16 protein-coding genes are annotated in these 18,326 nt (G+C 66.4%); all 16 read left to right on the top strand.

Translation table 11 applies throughout. From position 1 onward, the window contains the following. The first annotated feature begins 193 nt into the window (after positions 1-193). On the top strand, positions 194-1,189 hold the full coding sequence (gene rsmH / locus TVC13_RS03415; protein ID WP_422399836.1) for a 16S rRNA (cytosine(1402)-N(4))-methyltransferase RsmH: 996 nt from the start codon (positions 194-196) through the stop codon (positions 1,187-1,189). Beyond that, on the top strand, positions 1,189-1,881 hold the full coding sequence (locus tag TVC13_RS03410) for a hypothetical protein (protein ID WP_422399835.1): 693 nt from the start codon (positions 1,189-1,191) through the stop codon (positions 1,879-1,881). The genes rsmH and TVC13_RS03410 overlap by 1 nt, the downstream gene beginning before the upstream one ends. A gap of 27 nt (positions 1,882-1,908) precedes the next feature. Further along, positions 1,909-3,702 (top strand): peptidoglycan D,D-transpeptidase FtsI family protein, encoded by a 1,794-nt coding sequence (locus TVC13_RS03405; RefSeq protein WP_422399834.1) that lies wholly within the window; start codon positions 1,909-1,911, stop codon positions 3,700-3,702. A 51-nt stretch (positions 3,703-3,753) separates the two neighbouring features. Continuing rightward, entirely contained in the window at positions 3,754-5,352 is a 1,599-nt protein-coding gene (locus TVC13_RS03400; RefSeq protein ID WP_422399898.1) for a UDP-N-acetylmuramoyl-L-alanyl-D-glutamate--2,6-diaminopimelate ligase, read from the top strand. 6 nt (positions 5,353-5,358) lie between these two features. Then, on the top strand, positions 5,359-6,843 hold the full coding sequence (locus TVC13_RS03395) for a UDP-N-acetylmuramoyl-tripeptide--D-alanyl-D-alanine ligase (protein ID WP_422399833.1): 1,485 nt from the start codon (positions 5,359-5,361) through the stop codon (positions 6,841-6,843). Next, entirely contained in the window at positions 6,840-7,946 is a 1,107-nt protein-coding gene (mraY, locus tag TVC13_RS03390; RefSeq protein WP_422399832.1) for a phospho-N-acetylmuramoyl-pentapeptide-transferase, read from the top strand. The genes TVC13_RS03395 and mraY overlap by 4 nt, the downstream gene beginning before the upstream one ends. Further along, positions 7,943-9,487 carry a UDP-N-acetylmuramoyl-L-alanine--D-glutamate ligase gene (gene murD, locus TVC13_RS03385; RefSeq protein WP_422399831.1) on the top strand — a complete coding sequence of 515 codons (1,545 nt, stop codon included), beginning with the start codon at positions 7,943-7,945 and terminating at the stop codon, positions 9,485-9,487. Before mraY ends, murD begins: the two co-directional genes overlap by 4 nt. Beyond that, positions 9,488-10,852, top strand: a complete 1,365-nt coding sequence (locus tag TVC13_RS03380; protein WP_422399830.1) for an FtsW/RodA/SpoVE family cell cycle protein — start codon at positions 9,488-9,490, stop codon at positions 10,850-10,852. Further along, positions 10,849-11,958 carry an undecaprenyldiphospho-muramoylpentapeptide beta-N-acetylglucosaminyltransferase gene (gene murG, locus TVC13_RS03375; RefSeq protein ID WP_422399829.1) on the top strand — a complete coding sequence of 370 codons (1,110 nt, stop codon included), beginning with the start codon at positions 10,849-10,851 and terminating at the stop codon, positions 11,956-11,958. Before TVC13_RS03380 ends, murG begins: the two co-directional genes overlap by 4 nt. Next, a complete protein-coding gene (gene murC, locus TVC13_RS03370) occupies positions 11,955-13,373 on the top strand; it encodes a UDP-N-acetylmuramate--L-alanine ligase (protein ID WP_422399828.1) in 1,419 nt (472 codons plus the stop codon). The genes murG and murC overlap by 4 nt, the downstream gene beginning before the upstream one ends. Further along, a complete protein-coding gene (locus tag TVC13_RS03365) occupies positions 13,363-14,367 on the top strand; it encodes a cell division protein FtsQ/DivIB (RefSeq protein WP_422399827.1) in 1,005 nt (334 codons plus the stop codon). Before murC ends, TVC13_RS03365 begins: the two co-directional genes overlap by 11 nt. A 216-nt stretch (positions 14,368-14,583) precedes the next feature. Then, positions 14,584-15,753 carry a cell division protein FtsZ gene (gene ftsZ / locus TVC13_RS03360; protein ID WP_422399826.1) on the top strand — a complete coding sequence of 390 codons (1,170 nt, stop codon included), beginning with the start codon at positions 14,584-14,586 and terminating at the stop codon, positions 15,751-15,753. Between the two features lie 31 nt (positions 15,754-15,784). Continuing rightward, the gene (locus TVC13_RS03355; protein WP_422399825.1) at positions 15,785-16,486 is read left to right on the top strand and encodes a polyphenol oxidase family protein; all 702 of its coding nucleotides are present in this window, start codon (positions 15,785-15,787) and stop codon (positions 16,484-16,486) included. 41 nt (positions 16,487-16,527) lie between these two features. Further along, a complete protein-coding gene (locus tag TVC13_RS03350; RefSeq protein ID WP_422399824.1) occupies positions 16,528-17,274 on the top strand; it encodes a YggS family pyridoxal phosphate-dependent enzyme in 747 nt (248 codons plus the stop codon). Between the two features lie 104 nt (positions 17,275-17,378). Continuing rightward, on the top strand, positions 17,379-17,915 hold the full coding sequence (locus tag TVC13_RS03345) for a cell division protein SepF (RefSeq protein WP_422399823.1): 537 nt from the start codon (positions 17,379-17,381) through the stop codon (positions 17,913-17,915). A gap of 60 nt (positions 17,916-17,975) precedes the next feature. Further along, entirely contained in the window at positions 17,976-18,269 is a 294-nt protein-coding gene (locus TVC13_RS03340; RefSeq protein ID WP_422399822.1) for a YggT family protein, read from the top strand. Positions 18,270-18,326 lie beyond the last annotated feature (57 nt).

Genomic DNA, 18,326 nt, shown 5'->3' with positions numbered 1-18,326 from the left:
TTGCACAGCACGCAGTACAGCACAGACAGGGAATTTCGAAGCCGGATACCGGCGGGATCTTGAACGAGATCTCCAGCCGCCCCGCGGACTTCACCTGGCTCACCTTCCCCGGAGCCAGGCGTACCGTGAGGCGCGGATGGGGATCTGGTCCAAGAACCCGCTGCACCGGATTAGCAGCGGAAGGAGAGACCAAATGAGCGAAGACCGTCCCACACAGGACCGGCACGTACCCGTCCTGAGGGACCGCTGCATCAATCTGCTCGCTCCGGCAATCGAAGCAGCAGAGGCAGCCGGCCGGACCGCAGTAGTTGTGGATGCCACGCTGGGCATGGGCGGCCACACGGAGGCCATGCTGGAGCGTTTCCCGAAGCTGCATGTCATTGGCATTGACCGTGACACCCAGGCCCTCGCGCTGGCGGGGGAGAGGCTCGCCGCTTTCGAAGACCGCACCGACCTGGTCCACGCTGTCTATGACGAAATCGCAGACGTAGTCGAGGACCTCGGGTTCGACTCCATCGACGGTGCTCTCTTTGACCTGGGCGTATCCTCCATGCAGCTCGACGAGCGTGAACGCGGCTTCGCCTACTCCTACGACGCACCGCTGGACATGCGCATGGACACGAGCCGCGGCCGCACCGCCGCGGAAGTCGTCAACACCTACGACGAGGGCGAACTGGTTTCAATCATCCGCCGCTGGGGCGAGGAGAAGTTCGCCGGACGCATTGCCTCCTCAATCGTCTCCACCCGTGCGCGCAAGCCGTTCGAGACCACCGGTGAACTCGTTGAGGCCATCCGCGCAGTAGTGCCCGCCGCTGCGGCACGCACCGGCGGACACCCTGCCAAGCGGACCTTCCAGGCCCTGCGCATTGAGGTCAATGAGGAACTCGACGTCCTGGAGCGGGCCATTCCCTCCGCACTGTCCGTCCTCGGCGTCGGCGGCCGGATCGTTGTCATGTCGTACCACAGCCTCGAGGACCGGATCGTGAAGGATATCTTCGCAGCCGGTTCCCGCTCCTCGGCGCCCAAGGGCTTCCCGGTTGAACTTGAGGAACACAAAGCACAGCTCAAGCGCCTGACCAAGGGGACGGAAGTTCCGACGGAACAGGAAATTGCAGAAAACCCGCGCGCGGCCTCGGCCAAGCTGCGGGCAGTCGAACGGATTCGCGCAACCATGGACGGGGCACGCTGATGACTGAACGATCAGGACGGCGCCGCCCGCCGGTTCCGGCCCGTGCGGCCCGCGGAGCCCAGACTGTCCAGGGCAACCTGGCACGCGCGCTGCCGCAGGAAGCTCCGGAACAGCCGGCCCCGCGCCGCCGGACTCCGCTTGCCCTTGTGCCGGCGGCTGCCCGCCGCCGCCGGGTTCCCGTGGCGGCCCTGTGCTTTGCCGTGCTGGCCGCGGGTCTGGCCGCAGTCCTGATGCTGAACATCTCTGTCTCCAGCGGCCAGTACCAGCTGGTCCAGCTGCAAAACCAGCGCACCGAGCTCATCCAGAAGAATGAGGCACTGACCCAGCAGGTGGAACACCACCAGGCACCCCAGGTGCTGGCCGGTGCTGCCGCTGAACTGGGCATGGTGGTTTCACCCACGTTCGGTACGATCGACCTGCAGACCCTCGCCGTCACCGGAGATCCGGAACCGGCCAAAGAAGGAACCGGTCCCGGAACCCTGGTGGAACTTCCCCAGGTACTGACCAGGCCGGTAACTCCGGTACAGCCCGCGGCACCGGAACCGGCTGAAAACGCCCGGGCTGCCGAACAGCAGGACACTGCCCCCGCTGCCGCAGCAGCGGAGCCGGCCCCCGCGCCGGCTCCGGCGGCGGCGGAACCCGATTTGAACGGCGGCACGATTCCGGCGCCCAGCCAGAGAAGCGGCCAGTAAACCAACCAGCACCGGCGAGGACACGTTGTGGCAAAAGCAGGACCGGCTCCGGCACAGGAGAACCACAGGGTAGCTCTCGTCACCGGCAGGCTCCGGACAGGACTGATCCTTGTCCTGGTTCTTCTCACAGTGCTCGGTGTCCGGCTCTTCCAGGTACAGGCCGTGGACCCGGAAGGGATGGCGGACGCCGCCGTCGCCAACCGCCTGGTTACAGTTGGTGTTCCGGCCCTGCGGGGCGGGATCCTGGATAATGAGGGCAACTACCTCGCGCGCAGCGTTGAGCGCTTCGACATCGTGGTGGACCAGCGGCTTTCCGCAGCCTATGACGAAGAGGAATACCAGCGCCGCAACGCCGAGGGTGATCTTGAAACGGTGACCTTCGACGCCGCGATAGAAGAACTCGCGGAAATCCTGGACCAGGATACGCAGACGCTGCGGCGGTCCGTCCTGGGGGAGAAGGGCTTCAACTTCGTAGCCAAGACAGTGACCCCGGAAATCCGGGACAAGGTCCTGGCCGTGAAATTCCCCGGCGTCTACGCCGACCGCACCACGCTGCGCACCTACCCCTCCGGCCCCGTGGCCGGCTCGATCGTCGGTTTCCTGGGCACCGAGGGCGCCCAGGAAGGGCTGGAGCTGACCCAGGACTCCATCCTGGCCGGCGAGCCCGGCAGCAAGACCTATGAGATTGGCGGGGACGGCATCCGCATCCCCTACGCCACCAATGAGGACGTCCCGGTCCAGGACGGGGACTCCATCCGGCTGACCATCGACCAGGACCTGCAGTGGTTCGCCCAGCAGACCATTGCCTCCCAGGTACGCGAGTACAACGCGGACTGGGGCAACGTCGTCGTGGTTGAAGTCGAGACCGGCAACGTGCTGGCGATGGCCGAGTCCACCACCGTGGACCCGAACAACCCCGGCGCCACCGAAGCCGAGTCGCGCAAGGCGCGCTCCGTCACCGACTCTTTTGAACCGGGCTCCACCACCAAGGTCATCACCATGGCCGCCGCGATCGAAGAGGGGATTATTACCCCCACCTCCCAGTTCCAGATCGACAACACCTACTCGATCGACGGACAGACGTTCAAGGACGCCTTCGAACACGGGACTGTGCGCATGACTGCCTCCGGTGTGCTGGCCAAGTCGATGAACACGGGCACCGTTATGGTGGGCCAGCAGCTTTCGCCCCAGCAGCGCTATGACTGGCTGCGCAAATTCGGCATTGGTACCGAGCTGGGCACCGGCCTGAACGGTGAGACCTCCGGGCTGCTGGCGCCGCCGGAAACCTGGGATACCCGCCAGCAGTACACCGTGCTGTTCGGGCAGGGCCTGACCCAGACGGCACTGCACACCGCCATGGTCTACCAGACGATCGCCAACGACGGTGTGCGGCTCCCGCCGCGCCTGGTGGACGCGCGCATTGATGCCGACGGCGCCGAACACCCGGCTGAGCGGAAACCGGGTACGCGCGTCGTCTCGGAAAAGACGGCCCTGGAAGTGCAGCACATGCTCGAGACCACCACAGTTGAAGGCTCCGGCGCCTCCGGTGCGCTGGAGAAATACCGGGTTGGTTCAAAGACGGGCACCGCAGAGGCACCAAGCCCCAACGGCGGGTATGACGGGTACACCGTCTCCTATGCTGGTATTGCACCCATGGACGATCCCAAGTACGTCGCTGTGGTGACCCTTCAGCGGCCCAAGGGAGACCTCTACTACATCGAACCCGGAAAGACCTTCCAGAAGGTCATGGAACAGGTCCTGACCACCAACAACGTAGCCCCCTCCGAAGGGGAGCCGGTTACGTACCCCATCGAGTACTAAAGCTGGAGCAGTGCAGTGCCACATAGCAATCATCAGCGCGCCCAAAGCAGCATGCGCCCGGAACGGGTCCGCCCCGTCACCCTTGCTGCTGCCGCCGCGGCGCTTCCCCCCGGATCCCCGGCCATCACGCCGGCACCCGGTACCGGCACCGGCGCATGGGACGCAGAGCTGACCGGGGTCAGCATCAACTCCAGGCAGATCCTCCCCGGTGATCTCTACCTTGCACTGCCCGGCGCGCGCCATCACGGAGCAGGGTTCGCGGCCGACGCCGCTGCCGCCGGTGCGGCCGCCATCCTGACCGACGCCGCAGGACTCGCCCAGCTGCCTCCAACCGGCCTGCCGGTCTTCGTGGCCGAGGACATCCGCCGGCTCGTGGGTCCCCTTTCAGCCGCGGTGTTCAACAGCCAGCCGCAGGACGGCAGCGCCCCCGTGCTCTATGGCGTCACAGGCACCAACGGGAAGACAACCACCACCTACTTCATCACCTCCCTGCTGCAGGCGCTGGGCCGCACCACCGGGCTGATCGGCACCATTGAAATCCTGGCCGGAGCAGAGGCAATCCCCAGTGTTCTGACCACGCCGGAATCCCCCCAGGTGCACGGGCTGCTTGCCCTGATGCGCGAGCGTGCCCTGGACGCCGCAGCCATGGAAGTCTCCTCGCACGCGATTTCCTACCGCCGCGTGGACGGAGTCGTCTTTGACGTGGCCGGCTTTACCAATCTCACCCAGGACCATCTGGACCTTCACGGGTCCATGGAAGAGTACTTCGCTGCGAAGGCGGACCTCTTCCGTTCCGGCCGCAGCCGCCGCGCAGTGATCACCGTGGACGACATCTGGGGCCGCCGAATGGCCGAAGTTGCCGGGGTCCGCGGCACCACGCTGGCCACGGCCGAAGGAGCGGGCGACGCCGACTGGCGGGTCCGTGCCGTACTCCGGGAAGGCCTTGGGCACAGCTTCGAACTCCACCCCCCGCACGGCGCTGCGCTGCGGGCCCGGACGGGTCTGCCCGGAACCTTCAACGTCTCCAATGCCGCCCTGGCCCTGGCCATGGTGCTCGAATCCGGAGCCGACCCTGCCGAGGTGCAGCAGGCCCTGGACGAACACGATCCGTTCACCGTGGAAGTCCCCGGGCGCATGCAGCTGCTCTGCGAAGCTCCTGCGGCAATCGTTGACTTCGCACATAACCCCGACGCACTCCAGCGCACGCTTGAATCCGTCCGACGGCCGCAGGGCAAGGTGATCGTGGTCTTTGGCGCCACAGGGGAGCGGGACCAGACCAAGCGGCCGCTGATGGGCGCAATCGCAGCCAGCCTGGCCGATGTTGTGATTGTCACCGATGACGATCCCCACGACGAGGACGACGCCGCCATCCGCGCCGACGTGCTCCGCGGTGCCCGCAGTGCCGCAGAAGCAGCAGGAACCGGCGCTGAAGGCCCCATTGTCCTTGAAGTGGCGCCGAGGGCAGCTGCGATTGCCCGCGCCGTCGAACTGGCCGGCCCGGAAGACACCATCCTGGTGGCAGGGCGCGGACACGAGGTCTGGCAGGAGGTCAAAGGGGTCAACCTGGCCCTGGATGACCGGGTGGAACTTCGCGCTGCGCTGGCCAAGGCCGGATTCACAGTGCCTACTTACGACGGGGTAGAGTCCTAATTCGTCATGATTGAACTTAATGCAGCCGAAATAGCGGCAATTACGGGTGGCGAGCTGGTGGGGGCGGCAGCATCAGACCCGACAATTCCAGTGACGTCAGCCACAACCGATTCCCGCGAAGCGGGTCCAGCGGCCCTGTTCATTGCCAAGCCCGGAGAGTTCTCCGACGGCCACCTCTTCGTCGGCAGGGCGTTCGAAGCCGGCGCCGCACTGGCCCTGACTGAACGGCCCGTGACCGCCGAGGACGGAACGGTCTTCCCGGGGATTGTGGTTCCGGACGCCGTGGCCGCCATGGGGCAGCTGGCCGCGGAAATCGTCCGCCGGCTCCGGGCCGAAGGTCCGCTGACCGTCATCGGCATCACCGGCTCGGCCGGAAAGACCACCACAAAGGACCTGCTTGCAGGGCTCCTCGCTGCCCACGGCAGCACCGTGGCCCCGGTCGGCTCCTACAACGGCGAGGTCGGCGTGCCGCTGACCATTTTCAGCGCCGGGCACGGCACCCGCTACCTGGTAGTGGAGATGGGTGCCACCGGCGTCGGGCACATCACCTACCTGGCGGACATGGTCCGCCCGGACATCGGCGTCGTCCTCTGCGTCGGCAGCGCCCACGCCGGCGAGTTCGGCGGAGTGGAAAACATTGCCCGTGCCAAGGGCGAGATGGTGGAAGCCCTCGCCCCCGCCGGCACTGCAGTGCTCAACGGCGACGACATCCGCGTGGCTGCCATGGATAAGCGCACCACCGCCAACGTCCTTTCCTTCACCTCATCCGCCGACGAACTGCCCGGAAACCACGCCACACTGCGTGCCCGGGACGCCCGGACGGATGAACAGGGCCGGCCCGTCTTCACCATCGAATTCCCGAACGGGGAGCAGCACCGGGTGGAATCGGGCCTGATCGGCGCGCACCATACGGCGAACCTGCTGGCTGCAGCCGGCGCAGCACTGGCTGCCGGCATTGCTCCGGCGGACATCGCCGCCGGCCTCTCCGGCCAGAAAGCAGCCAGCCGCTGGCGGATGGAACGCACGGACCGTCCCGACGGCATCACCGTGATCAACGACGCCTACAACGCCAACCCCGAGTCAATGCGTGCTGCACTGCGGACCCTTGCCGAACTCGGCCGGGGCCGGCGCACCTGGGCAGTGCTGGGGGAGATGCTCGAGCTGGGCAGCGAATCCGTCACCGAGCACGACGCCATTGGCCGCTATGTGGTCCGCCTCAACATCTCCAAACTCATCGTCGTCGGGACCGGTGCCCGCGCCCTGCACACCGGGGCCGTGATGGAAGGCTCCTGGGGAGATGAATCGACCTTCGTGCAGACTCCCGAAGAAGCTGAGGCCATCCTCGAAGCCTCGCTTCAGCCGGGGGACATTGTCCTGTTCAAATCTTCCAACGGAGCCGGACTGCGGTTCCTCGGTGATCGGATCGCTTTGAAAACCCTTTCCGCAGCGGGCAGCGCCCAGGACGATTCAAGCCGGGGTGAGGCACTGTGATCTCGCTGCTGATCGGGTGTTCCCTGGCACTGGTCCTGGCCTTCGCCTGCACTCCGCTGTTTATCCGGTTCCTGGTCAGGAAGGGCTACGGGCAGTTTGTCCGTGACGACGGCCCGACGTCGCACCACACCAAGCGCGGAACCCCCACCATGGGCGGTGCTGTCATCGTGGCGTCCGTGGTTGCCTCGTACTTCATCACCCATCTGATCTCCTACGCGATCAACCCCGCAACGTTCGGGCCCTCGGCGTCCGGGCTCCTGGTGCTGTTCCTGATGGTGGGCATGGGCCTGGTGGGCTTCATTGACGACTACACGAAGATTTCCCGGCAGCGGTCCCTGGGCCTAAACGCCAAGGCGAAGATCATCCTGCAGGCGATCGTGGGCATCGTTTTCGCTATCCTCGCCCTTCAGTTCCCGAACAACGCCGGACTGACACCGGCTTCCACCAACATCTCCTTCGTGCGGGACACCGCGATTGACCTGGCGTTCGCCGGAACCATCATCGGCGCGATCCTGTTCATCCTCTGGTCCAGCGTCATCATCACTGCCGCGACCAACGGCGTGAACCTTGCCGACGGACTGGACGGCCTGGCCGCCGGTGCCTCGATCCTGGTGTTCGGGGCGTACTTCCTGATCGGCATCTGGCAGTTCAACCAGTCCTGTGTGGGCAACCCCGGCGAATCAGGGGTCTGCTACGAAGTCCGGGACCCGATGGACCTGGCACTGCTCGCCGGAGCAATGGCCGGCGCCCTGGTCGGGTTCCTCTGGTGGAACACGTCCCCGGCAAAGATCTTCATGGGGGACACCGGTTCGCTGGCAATCGGCGGCGCGATCGCAGCGTTCGCCATCCTCTCCCGCACCGAACTTCTCCTGGTCATCCTTGCCGGGCTGTTCGTGATCATCTCTGCCTCGGTGATTATCCAGGTGGGCTACTTCAAGCTCAGCGGCGGCAAACGAGTGTTCAAGATGGCACCGCTGCAGCACCACTTCGAACTCAAGGGCTGGGCCGAAGTCACGGTGGTGGTCCGCTTCTGGATCATCGGCGGACTCTGCGTCGCCCTGGCCCTGGGACTCTTCTACGCTGATTGGGTGGCCGGACAGTGAGCACTCCTTCAAACGCATCAAACGCCCGCCTCGAAACGCTGACCACCTGGGATTCAGACTGGCGCGGACTGCGCGTCCTCGTAGCCGGAATCGGCCTGTCCGGGTTCTCCGCAGCGGACACGCTGATTGAACTCGGTGCCCGTGTTGTGGTGGTGGACGGCCTGGACTCCGAGGAGAACCGGGGCAAGGCCGACACCCTGAAGATCGTCGGCGCTGCGGACGTCCGCCTCGGTGCCGAAGCAGTGGCAGGGCTGACCGACGTGGACGGAGAGCCGGCCGAGCTTGTGGTTACCTCTCCCGGCTTCCGTCCCTCCCACCCGCTGCTCGCAGCAGCCGCCGACGCCGGCATTCCAATCTGGGGCGACGTCGAACTGGCCTGGCGGGTACGCATCCGCGAGGGCCGCCCCACGGCCCCGTGGCTGGCGGTCACCGGAACCAACGGCAAGACCACCACCGTGGGCATGACCGAGTCCATGCTGCGGGCCGCAGGGCTGCGCGCCATCGCCGCCGGGAACGTAGGCACACCGATCCTGGACGCTATCCGCGACCCGCAGGGCTGGGACGCGATTGCCGTCGAGCTCTCCAGCTTCCAGCTGCACTGGACATACTCCATGTCGCCGCTGGCCAGCGTCTGCCTGAACATTGCCGAAGACCACGTGGACTGGCACGGCAGCTTCGAGGCTTACCGCGCAGACAAGGCAAAGGTGTATGAAAACACCCAGGTTGCCTGTGTCTACAACGCCGAACAGGCTGAAACCGAGCGCATGGTCGAAGAAGCCGAGGTCGTGGAAGGCTGCCGCGCCGTCGGATTCACCACGGGCATGCCGGCTGTGAGCATGGTCGGCATCGTTGAGGGTCTGCTGGTGGACCGCGCCTTCATCGAAGAGCGCCGCAATGCCGCCGCTGAACTTGCGTCCCTGGATGATCTGGGGGACCGGGCGCCCCGCCACCTGGCTGCTGACGCCCTCGCCGCCGCCGCCCTGGTGCGTGCCTTCGGCGTGGAACCGGTTGCCGTGCGCGACGGCCTGCGGAACTACGCCCCCGGCGGGCACCGGATTGAACCGGTGGCCAAGCTCAATGACATCCTCTGGGTCAACGATTCAAAGGCCACCAATCCGCACGCCGCTGCGGCTTCCCTGGCAGCCTTCGGGCACGTCGTCTGGATCGCCGGCGGACTGTCCAAGGGCGTCACCTATGACGAGCTGGTGACCGCCCACGCCCAGCGCCTGCGCGCCGTCGTGCTCATCGGTGCCGATTCTTCGCAGCTGCGGTCCGCATTGGCCCGACACGCACCCGATGTGCCGGTAATCGAGGCGTCCCAGGCGGACACTGGAGAAGAAGGAACGCCCTCCGGCGAAGCCGTCATGGTCCAGGCCGTGACTGCCGCAGCTGCTGTGGCGAAGGGCGGGGATACGGTCCTCATGGCGCCGGCGTCGGCATCCATGGACCAGTTCCGGTCTTACGCCCACCGGGGCGAGGCGTTCATCGAAGCTGTCCGCGGATACGTGGAAGGGCAGGCGCAGACCACCAAGGAGCCATAAATGGTGACCACGCCCACGGGCAAGGGACGCAAGCCGACGGCGCGCAGGCGCCCGGCAGGCACGCAGCCGGTACAGGCGGCAGCCAAACCCGTCACCACTGCCGGCCGCACCGCCAGCTCCGGCCGCACCGCCAGCTCCGGCGGGTCCGCTTCCGGGGCGGCCGTACCGCCGAAGAAACGGGGCCTGCGGCTCAACGAACGCCTCAACGCCTTTATGGTCCTGCTCGAGGGCAGTGACGCCAAAGCGACCGGATCCAGCTATTACATGATTCTGGGAGCCACGCTGGCACTGACGGCCATCGGGCTCATGATGGTGCTCTCGGCCTCCTCCGTGGAAGCGATCGCTGCCGCCGCGGGAACCGCTGCCGGTGCCGCCACCACTTTTGACCTGTTCATCAAGCAGGTCATGTTCGCCGCGGCAGGCGTTGCCCTGATGCTTATCCTGTCCCGCTTCGGTCCGCGCTTTTACCGGTTTATCGCCTGGCCTGCCCTCGGCATTGCCGTGCTCCTGCTGGTGCTGGTGCTTATCATCGGCGTGGAGGTCAACGGCAACAAGAACTGGCTCGCGTTCGGGCCCGTGACCGGCCAGCCCTCCGAGGCCGCGAAGCTTGCCATGGCCATCTGGTTCGCCGCCGTACTCTCGCGCAAGGGAGCCCTGATCGCCGACTGGAAGCACGCGCTCATCCCGGTGCTGCCGGGAGGCGGCCTGCTGATCGGTCTTGTGCTGCTGGGCCATGACCTGGGCACTGTGATCATCATGGGCCTGATCATGCTCGCAGCACTGTTCTTCGCCGGAGCGCGGCTCAAGCTGCTGGGCCTGCTCAGCCTGGCCGCCGCCGCGGCGGCCGCTGTCTTTTCCATCGGCAGCGGAAACCGCACCAGCCGGATCAGCGCCTGGCTGCAGCTGGACTGCTCCGCAGGACTGTGCGACCAGGCAAACGCAGGCATGTATGCACTGGCTTCCGGCGGCTGGTTCGGTGTGGGGATCGGCCAGAGCCGGCAAAAATGGAACTGGATCCCGGAAGCCCACAACGACTTCATCTTCGCCATCATCGGTGAGGAATTCGGGCTGCTTGGCACGCTGGTGGTGCTGGTGCTGTTCGGTATCCTTGCAGTGGCCACGGTCCGGGTGACCATGCGCCATGCCCAGCCGTTCATCCGGATTGTCTGCGGCTGCATCCTGGTCTGGATTACCGGCCAGGCTGCGGTAAACATTGCCATGGTCACCGGGCTGCTGCCCGTGATCGGCGTCCCGCTGCCGTTCATCTCCTACGGCGGATCGTCGCTGACGTTCACGCTGGCTGCCGTGGGAGTCCTCTTGTCCTTTGCACGCACTATCCCTGAAAGAGAACCCGCAGCTCCATGACGCAGTCCCCACTTTCCGTAGTACTCGCCGGCGGCGGCACAGCAGGGCATATCAGCCCGCTGCTGGCCATAGCCGGTGCCGTTAGGCAGCTGCGGCCCGATGCCCGCATTAAAGTGGTGGGTACCTCAGCCGGCATGGAAACCAGGCTGGTGCCCGCCGCCGGCTACGAACTGGCCGTGATCGACCGTGTTCCCATGCCCCGCAGGCCCAGCGGCGACCTGGCGCGGCTTCCTGCCCGCCTGGCCCGCGCCGTACGGCAGGCAGGGGAGATCCTGGACGATGCCGCGGCCGACGTCGTTGTGGGGGTGGGCGGCTACGTCTCCACTCCCGTTTACCTGGCAGCCCGCAAGCGCCGGATCCCCGTGGTGGTGCACGAAGCCAACGCCCGTCCGGGGCTCGCCAACCGGGTCGGGGCCAAGAGTGCCGCCGTCGTGGGCGTTGCCTTTGAAGAGACCAGGCTGCCCGGCGCCCGCTGGGTTGGTATGCCCATGCGCCCGGAAATCTCCGGGCTGGACCGCGGCGCCGCCCGGCACGATGCCCGCGCAGCCCTGGGGCTGGAACAGGACCTGCCCACCCTTGTGGTTACCGGCGGCTCCTCCGGTGCCGCAAGCATCAACGCTGCCGTCACCGCAGCCCTTCCCGAGCTGGCAGCGGCGGGTATCCAGACCCTGCATGTCACCGGACGCGGCAAGGCTGCCGCGGACGCCGAAGGCAGGACCCTTACCGCCCCGCTCTACCGGCAGGTTGAATACGTCGACGGCATGGAACTGGCCTACGCTGCGGCTGACCTGCTGCTGGCCCGCTCCGGTGCCGGCACGGTCAGCGAAATCTCTGCAGTGGGCCTTCCTGCCGTGCTCGTTCCGCTGCCCCACGGCAACGGCGAGCAGGCCCTCAACGCTGCCGGACTGGTGCAGGCAGGCGGCGCCCTCCTGGTGCGGGATTCGCAGTTCACCCCGGAATGGATCCGTGCCAACCTGATTCCGCTGCTGCAGGATTCCCAGGCACTCAAGACCATGGCGGAGGCCTCCGCCGCCCGCGGCATCCGGAACGCCGATGCCCAAATGGCTGGACTCATCCTTGAGGCAGCGGAACGGAAAGACGCATGAGCCAGCTGTTCCTCACAGACCTGGGCCGGGTCCACTTCATCGGCCTGGGCGGTGCCGGCATGTCTGCCGTAGCCCGCGTGATGCTGGGGCGCGGGATCGAGGTGTCCGGCTCCGATGCCCGCGACTCGGCTGGCCTGCGGGCACTGGAAGCCCTCGGTGCCACGGTCCACGTGGGGCACGACGCCGCCAACCTGGGCAGCGCCTCCACCGTAGTTGTCTCCACCGCGATCCGGCCAACCAACCCCGAGCTGGCGGCCGCGGAAGCCGCCGGGCTGCGCGTCATCCACCGTTCGCAGGCGCTGGCCGCCGCCATGGCCGGTTCCGATGTAGTAGCCGTTGCCGGCACGCACGGCAAAACCACCACGACGGCCATGATCACCGTCCTGCTCCGGGAGGCCGGCCTGGACCCTTCCTTCGCGATCGGCGGGGACGTGGCAGCCCTGGGCGTAAACGCCGAGGCCGGTTCGGGAAAGGTGTTTGTTGCCGAAGCCGATGAGTCCGACGGTTCATTCCTGAACTACGCTCCGAAGATCTCGGTCATCACCAACGTTGAGGCCGACCACCTGGACCACTACGGAACCGCTGAAGCTGTCTTTGCCTCCTTTGACCGGTTTGTGGAGCTGCTGCCCGAGGACGGTCTGCTGGTTGCCTGTGCGGATGATCCCGGGGTCCGGGACCTGCTGGCGCGGAACGTCGGCACGCCGGTACGCACCTACGGCTACGGTCCGGATGCCGACGTGCGGATCTCCGGCACCGAAGCCGACGGCCGCACCAGCACCAGCACGCTCCACTTCAACGACGGGCACTCGGACCGGCAGCAGGTGCTGCAGCTCCAGGTACCGGGACGGCACAACGTGCTCAACGCCGCCGCCGCCTTCACTGCGGCCCTGGCGCTGGGAGTGGAACCGGAGACAGCAGCCCGCGGGCTTGGGTCCTTCTCCGGTGCCGCCCGCCGGTTTGAACCCAAGGGCGAAGTCCGCGGCGTGCGCGTCTTTGACGACTATGCCCACCATCCCACCGAAGTTGCGGCTGCCCTGCAGGCTGCCCGTGCGGTCGCGGGGAGCAGCGCCGTGCATGTGCTGTTCCAGCCGCACCTGTTCAGCCGGACCCGCAACTTCGCGGCTGAATTCGCCCAGGCACTGGATCTGGCAGACTCCGTGACCGTGCTGCCGATCTACCCTGCGCGTGAGGACCCCATTCCCGGCGTCACCAGCGAGCTGATTACCTCCCGGCTCAAAACCCCTGGAACCGTGGCAGACCGGCCCCGGGACGCGGTGCAGGACATCGCCGCGCGGGCAGCGGAAGGGGACATCATCCTCACGGTCGGAGCCGGGGACGTCACCCAGTACGGCGCGGCACTGGTGGAAGCACTCAGAGGTCCCGCGCCGGGCGGGAGCCAGCCGGATGCCGGGTAGGAAACCCCGCCAGCCCCCGGCCGCTGCAGGCCCGGGGTCCAAGGCCTCCGGTCCGGCGCAGCGCGGGGGAGCGGCGCAGCCTGCCCGGACCGCTGCCAACTCGGCGAAGGTGGAGCTGCTGCAGGCATCCGGTGCCCAGATCCATGAGCTGAGGCCGGGAACTGGTGCCCAGCCGGACTCTGTCATCTCCGCCACCCGGGATGCATTCGAGCCGTCCGGTTTGCCGGAGACCGGCAGCGGCCGGGCCGCCAAACCGGACGAGGAGCGCGCCGACGCCAGCATCCTGGCCTTCCCGGAGCCGCCCGCCAAACGCCGGCGCCGCTACGTTTTGGCCGGATCCGGAGTGGCCGTGCTGCTGCTTGCTGCCCTGTTTTTTGTGGTGTTCTTTTCTCCTGCGCTGGCGCTGAAGAATATCCGGCTTGAGGGCAATTCCCTTCTGCCCGCCCAGGACGCCGAAGCAGCCCTCGCACCGCTTCTGGGTACGCCCCTGGCCCTGATCTCCGATTCCGACGCCGCGGAACTGCTGGCGGACCGCCCGGAACTCGAGGGCGTGGAGGTCACCGCCGTCCCGCCGTCGGACCTGATCGTCACGGTCACTGAGCGGGTTCCGGTGGCCGTGCTGCAGAACGGGCGCGAATTCGTGCTCATCGATGAAGAAGGCCGCCAGCTCAAGGCGGTGGCAGAACGCGCCGAAGCCGCCCTGCCGCTGATTGACGGTGGAACCGAAGCCGTCAACAGCACCGTCTTCTCCACGGTGACGCAGGTGCTCTCGGCCCTGCCGCCGAATGTCCTGGGCCAGCTTGACCATGCCTCCGCGGAAACGGTGGATTCAGTTGAGCTCAAGCTCACCAGCGGCCAGACGGTATTCTGGGGAAGCGCAGAGGCAAACGCGGCCAAGGCGCGGGCACTGGAAGCCCTGCTGCTGATGCCTGCCGCAGATCCGCCGGTTTCGGTGTTCGACGTGAGCACGCCGAACCGGCCGGTGACGCGGTGAGCGCGATGGCGGCAAAGACCAGCGAAGTTTCTCACCGACACGCGCGGAGCGGTAATTGCGCAAGCTTCCGGCGCCCCATAGCGTCGGGAGTAGAGCATTACTTGACATAACTATAACCCTCAAGTGGAGGGTTAAGGTTGTTCGGTTGAAGGTTTCGGCTGGGGATGACCCGGCCACATTGATCAGTTGCACAGATTCGAACAAGGGACACAGGACGTGGCAGCACCGCAGAATTACTTGGCCGTCATCAAGGTCGTCGGCATCGGCGGCGGCGGCGTGAATGCCGTAAACCGAATGATCGACGTCGGACTCCGTGGAGTCGAGTTCATCGCCATCAACACAGACGCCCAGGCGCTGCTGATGTCCGACGCCGACGTGAAGCTTGACGTCGGACGTGAACTGACCCGCGGCCTCGGCGCCGGCGCTGATCCGGAGGTCGGCCGCAAGGCGGCAGAGGATCACGCCGAGGAAATCGAAGAGGTGCTGCGCGGAGCGGACATGGTCTTCGTGACCGCGGGCGAGGGCGGCGGAACCGGTACCGGCGGCGCGCCCGTTGTGGCCCGGATCGCCCGTTCGCTCGGCGCCCTGACCATCGGCGTCGTAACCCGTCCGTTCACCTTCGAAGGCCGCCGCCGTTCCAATCAGGCGGAATCCGGCATCGACACCCTGCGGGACGAGGTTGACACGCTGATCGTCATCCCGAACGACCGTCTGCTCTCCATCAGCGACCGGAACGTTTCCATGCTGGATGCCTTCCGCTCCGCTGACCAGGTGCTGCTGTCCGGCGTCCAGGGCATCACCGACCTGATCACCACCCCGGGCCTGATCAACCTCGACTTTGCCGACGTGAAGTCCGTGATGCAGGGAGCCGGCTCGGCACTGATGGGCATCGGTTCCGCCCGCGGCGAGGACCGTGCCGTCAAGGCCGCGGAGCTGGCCATCGCCTCTCCGCTGCTGGAAGCCTCCATCGACGGCGCGCACGGTGTGCTGCTGTCCATCCAGGGCGGCTCGGACCTCGGCCTGTTCGAGATCAACGAAGCAGCCCGCCTGGTACAGGAAGTCGCCCACCCCGAAGCCAACATCATCTTCGGCGCCGTCATTGACGACGCCCTGGGTGACGAAGCACGCGTCACCGTGATCGCTGCGGGATTCGATCAGGTTGACGTCACGTCCCAGCCGGCCTCGGCCAAGCCTGCTGAACCGCTGTCCCCGCCGGCTGCGGCCGCCGGTGCCGGCGCTGCCGGTGCCGCAACCTCGGCTTGGGCCCAGCGCCCTCAGACCGTGCCGGCCGACGCCGGGTTCGACGTCGATCTGCCGGCCGTCGTTGAGCCTGACCTCAGCGCGGGACGCCAGGACGACCTGGACGTTCCTGATTTCCTCAAGTAAGACCAGTACCGGCGCGGGGTTGTTCGATCGTATGTTTTGGTGGGAAGGGCAGGGCCCCGAGGGGTTCCGGGTAGCTTTCACCGATACATCGGCGGGCAACCTCGCGCTGCACGTTGGGGACGATTCCGCTGCCGTCCGCAGCCGCCGGTCGGCGCTGGAAGTGCATATGGGGATAGCACCGGCCTCCCTGCGGTTCATGGAACAGGTGCACTCCGCGGAAGTCGCCGTGGCCGGCCCCGCACCCGCTGCGGAAGAGGTTCCGGTGGCCGATGCGCTGCTGAGCCCGGACGGATCCGCGCCCCTGGCCGTAATGGTGGCCGACTGCCTGCCCGTGCTCTTCGCCGGACCCGGGCCGCACGGCGTGGTTACCGCCGCGGCCCACGCCGGACGGCGCGGCCTGATCGATGGAATCCTGTCCAACACCGTGGCGGCCATGCGCTCTGCGGGAGCAGCCCGAATCCAGGCCTGGATCGGCCCCGGCGTCTGCGGCCGGTGCTACGAAGTCCCCGCCGAAATGCGCGCCGAGGCGTCCCACCTTCCCGGAGCGGCCTCGCAGACCAGCTGGGGGACCCCGGCACTCGACCTGCCTGCAGCTGCACTTTCCCAGCTTCAGGGACTCAACGTAAGCGTTGAGGCAATTCCGGGCTGCACCATGGAAGAACCGGAACTGTTTTCCCACCGCCGGGACGCGCCCACCGGACGGTTTGCCGGGCTTATCTGGCAGCCGCGGTAGCTTCCGGCGCAATCGATCTACAGCAGCAACACGAAGGACCCATGAGCACCACAACCACGAACCGGGCAGAAGACCTGCGGCACCGTCTGGGACGCGTCCGGCGGCGGATCTCCGCGGCGGCAGCAGCCAGCGGGCGGACCGAGCCGGACCTCATTGTGGTTACGAAGTATTTCCCGGCGTCCGACGCCGCGGCCCTGGCAAAGCTGGGCGTGCGCGATGTGGGCGAGAACAAGGCGCAGGAAGCCGAAGCCAAGGCGGCAGAACTGGCCGGTTCCGGCCTGCGCTGGCACTTCATCGGACAGCTGCAGACAAACAAGGCGAAGTCCGTGGTCAAGTATGCCTCCGCCGTGCACTCCGTTGACCGCGCCGGGCTGGTGGCAGCTCTTGCCAAGGCCATGGCAGCGGAGAACCGGCGCCGGATCGACCTGGGGGAACCGGCACGGGATCCGCTGCAGTGCTATCTCCAGCTGGACCTGCGCAGCGGAGAGAACCTGGAACCGGGACGCGGAGGAGCCCGTCCGGAGGACATGCTGGAACTGGCTGCCGCCGTGGCAGCCGAGCCCCTCCTGCAGCTGGCCGGCCTAATGGCGGTGGCACCCCTTGGCGAAGACCCCGCCGCAGCGTTTGCCAGGCTGCAGGAATTTTCCGGCAGGCTCACCGACCGGTACCCGGACGCCTCCGGCATTTCAGCCGGCATGAGCCAGGACCTGGAAACAGCGGTGGCCCACGGCGCGACACACCTGCGGATTGGCTCGGATGTTCTCGGTCCCCGCCCTGCTGTGGGGTAGCGTCAAACATGGCAGGGGCAACACTGCAGGAACACCGGATACCACAGGGTATTCCTTGGGTAACACTGGATAACGCGGGACGCTGAAGGACTGAAGGAGCAACCATGGCTGGCGCAATGCGCAGGACGATGATCTACCTTGGGCTCGCCGATGGCGACGAGCTGTACGAGGACGAGCAGAAGCCTGTCCGCGAGGCACCTGCCCGGGACGAAGAGCGCGCACCGGAAAATGAGCGGAACGACCGTGAATCGGCCGCACCCGCCCCGGCGGAGCGCAAGACCACGGCGGTAGAGGAATACCGTGCTCCCGTGACCCCCATCAAACGCGCCCCCTCATCGGCAAAGGAAGACGTGGCAGGCTTGCGGCAGATCACCACCGTCCATCCCCGTTCGTACAACGACGCCAAGATCATCGGCGAGAGTTTCCGCGACGGAATCCCGGTCATCATGAACGTCACGGACATGGGAGAAGCTGACGCCAAGCGCCTGGTGGACTTCTCCGCGGGACTTGTGTTCGGGTTGCGCGGTACCATCGAACGAGTGACCAACAAGGTCTTCCTGCTCTCGCCGTCCTACGTCGAGGTGCTGGGGGATGACAAGAAGGTTAGCGAGTCCCAGTCCACATTCTTCAACCAGAGCTAGCCGCCGCCCCTTGGGGGCGGAGCAGGCAGCCGTTCTCCTACGGCGGAAACGAAAACACGCGTGAGTATTATTTTTGCCCTGCTGTACCTGGTGCTGATGCTCTTTCAGCTCGCCCTGATCCTACGCATCGTTTATGACGCTGTGCAGATGTTTGCACGGCAGTGGCGGCCCAAGGGACCGGCACTGGTCCTGGCAACAGCCGTTTACGGTGCCACGGACCCGCCCGTCCGGGCCCTGCGGAGGATTATTCCGCCGCTTCGGCTGGGCGGAGTCTCCCTGGACCTGGCGTTCCTGGTCCTGTTCATTGTGGTCAGCATTCTTATGCAGATCGTCTGGGCAGCGGCCATTCGCTAACGCGCGGCGGAGCCGGTTCGATATCGGTTCGCAAAAGATATAATGTGAAAAAATATC

It is taken from the genome of Arthrobacter sp. 3Tela_A (assembly GCF_049311025.1).
In the GTDB taxonomy this organism is placed as follows: Bacteria; Actinomycetota; Actinomycetes; order Actinomycetales; family Micrococcaceae; genus Arthrobacter_B.
This window is presented reverse-complemented; position numbering and strand designations above follow the sequence as displayed.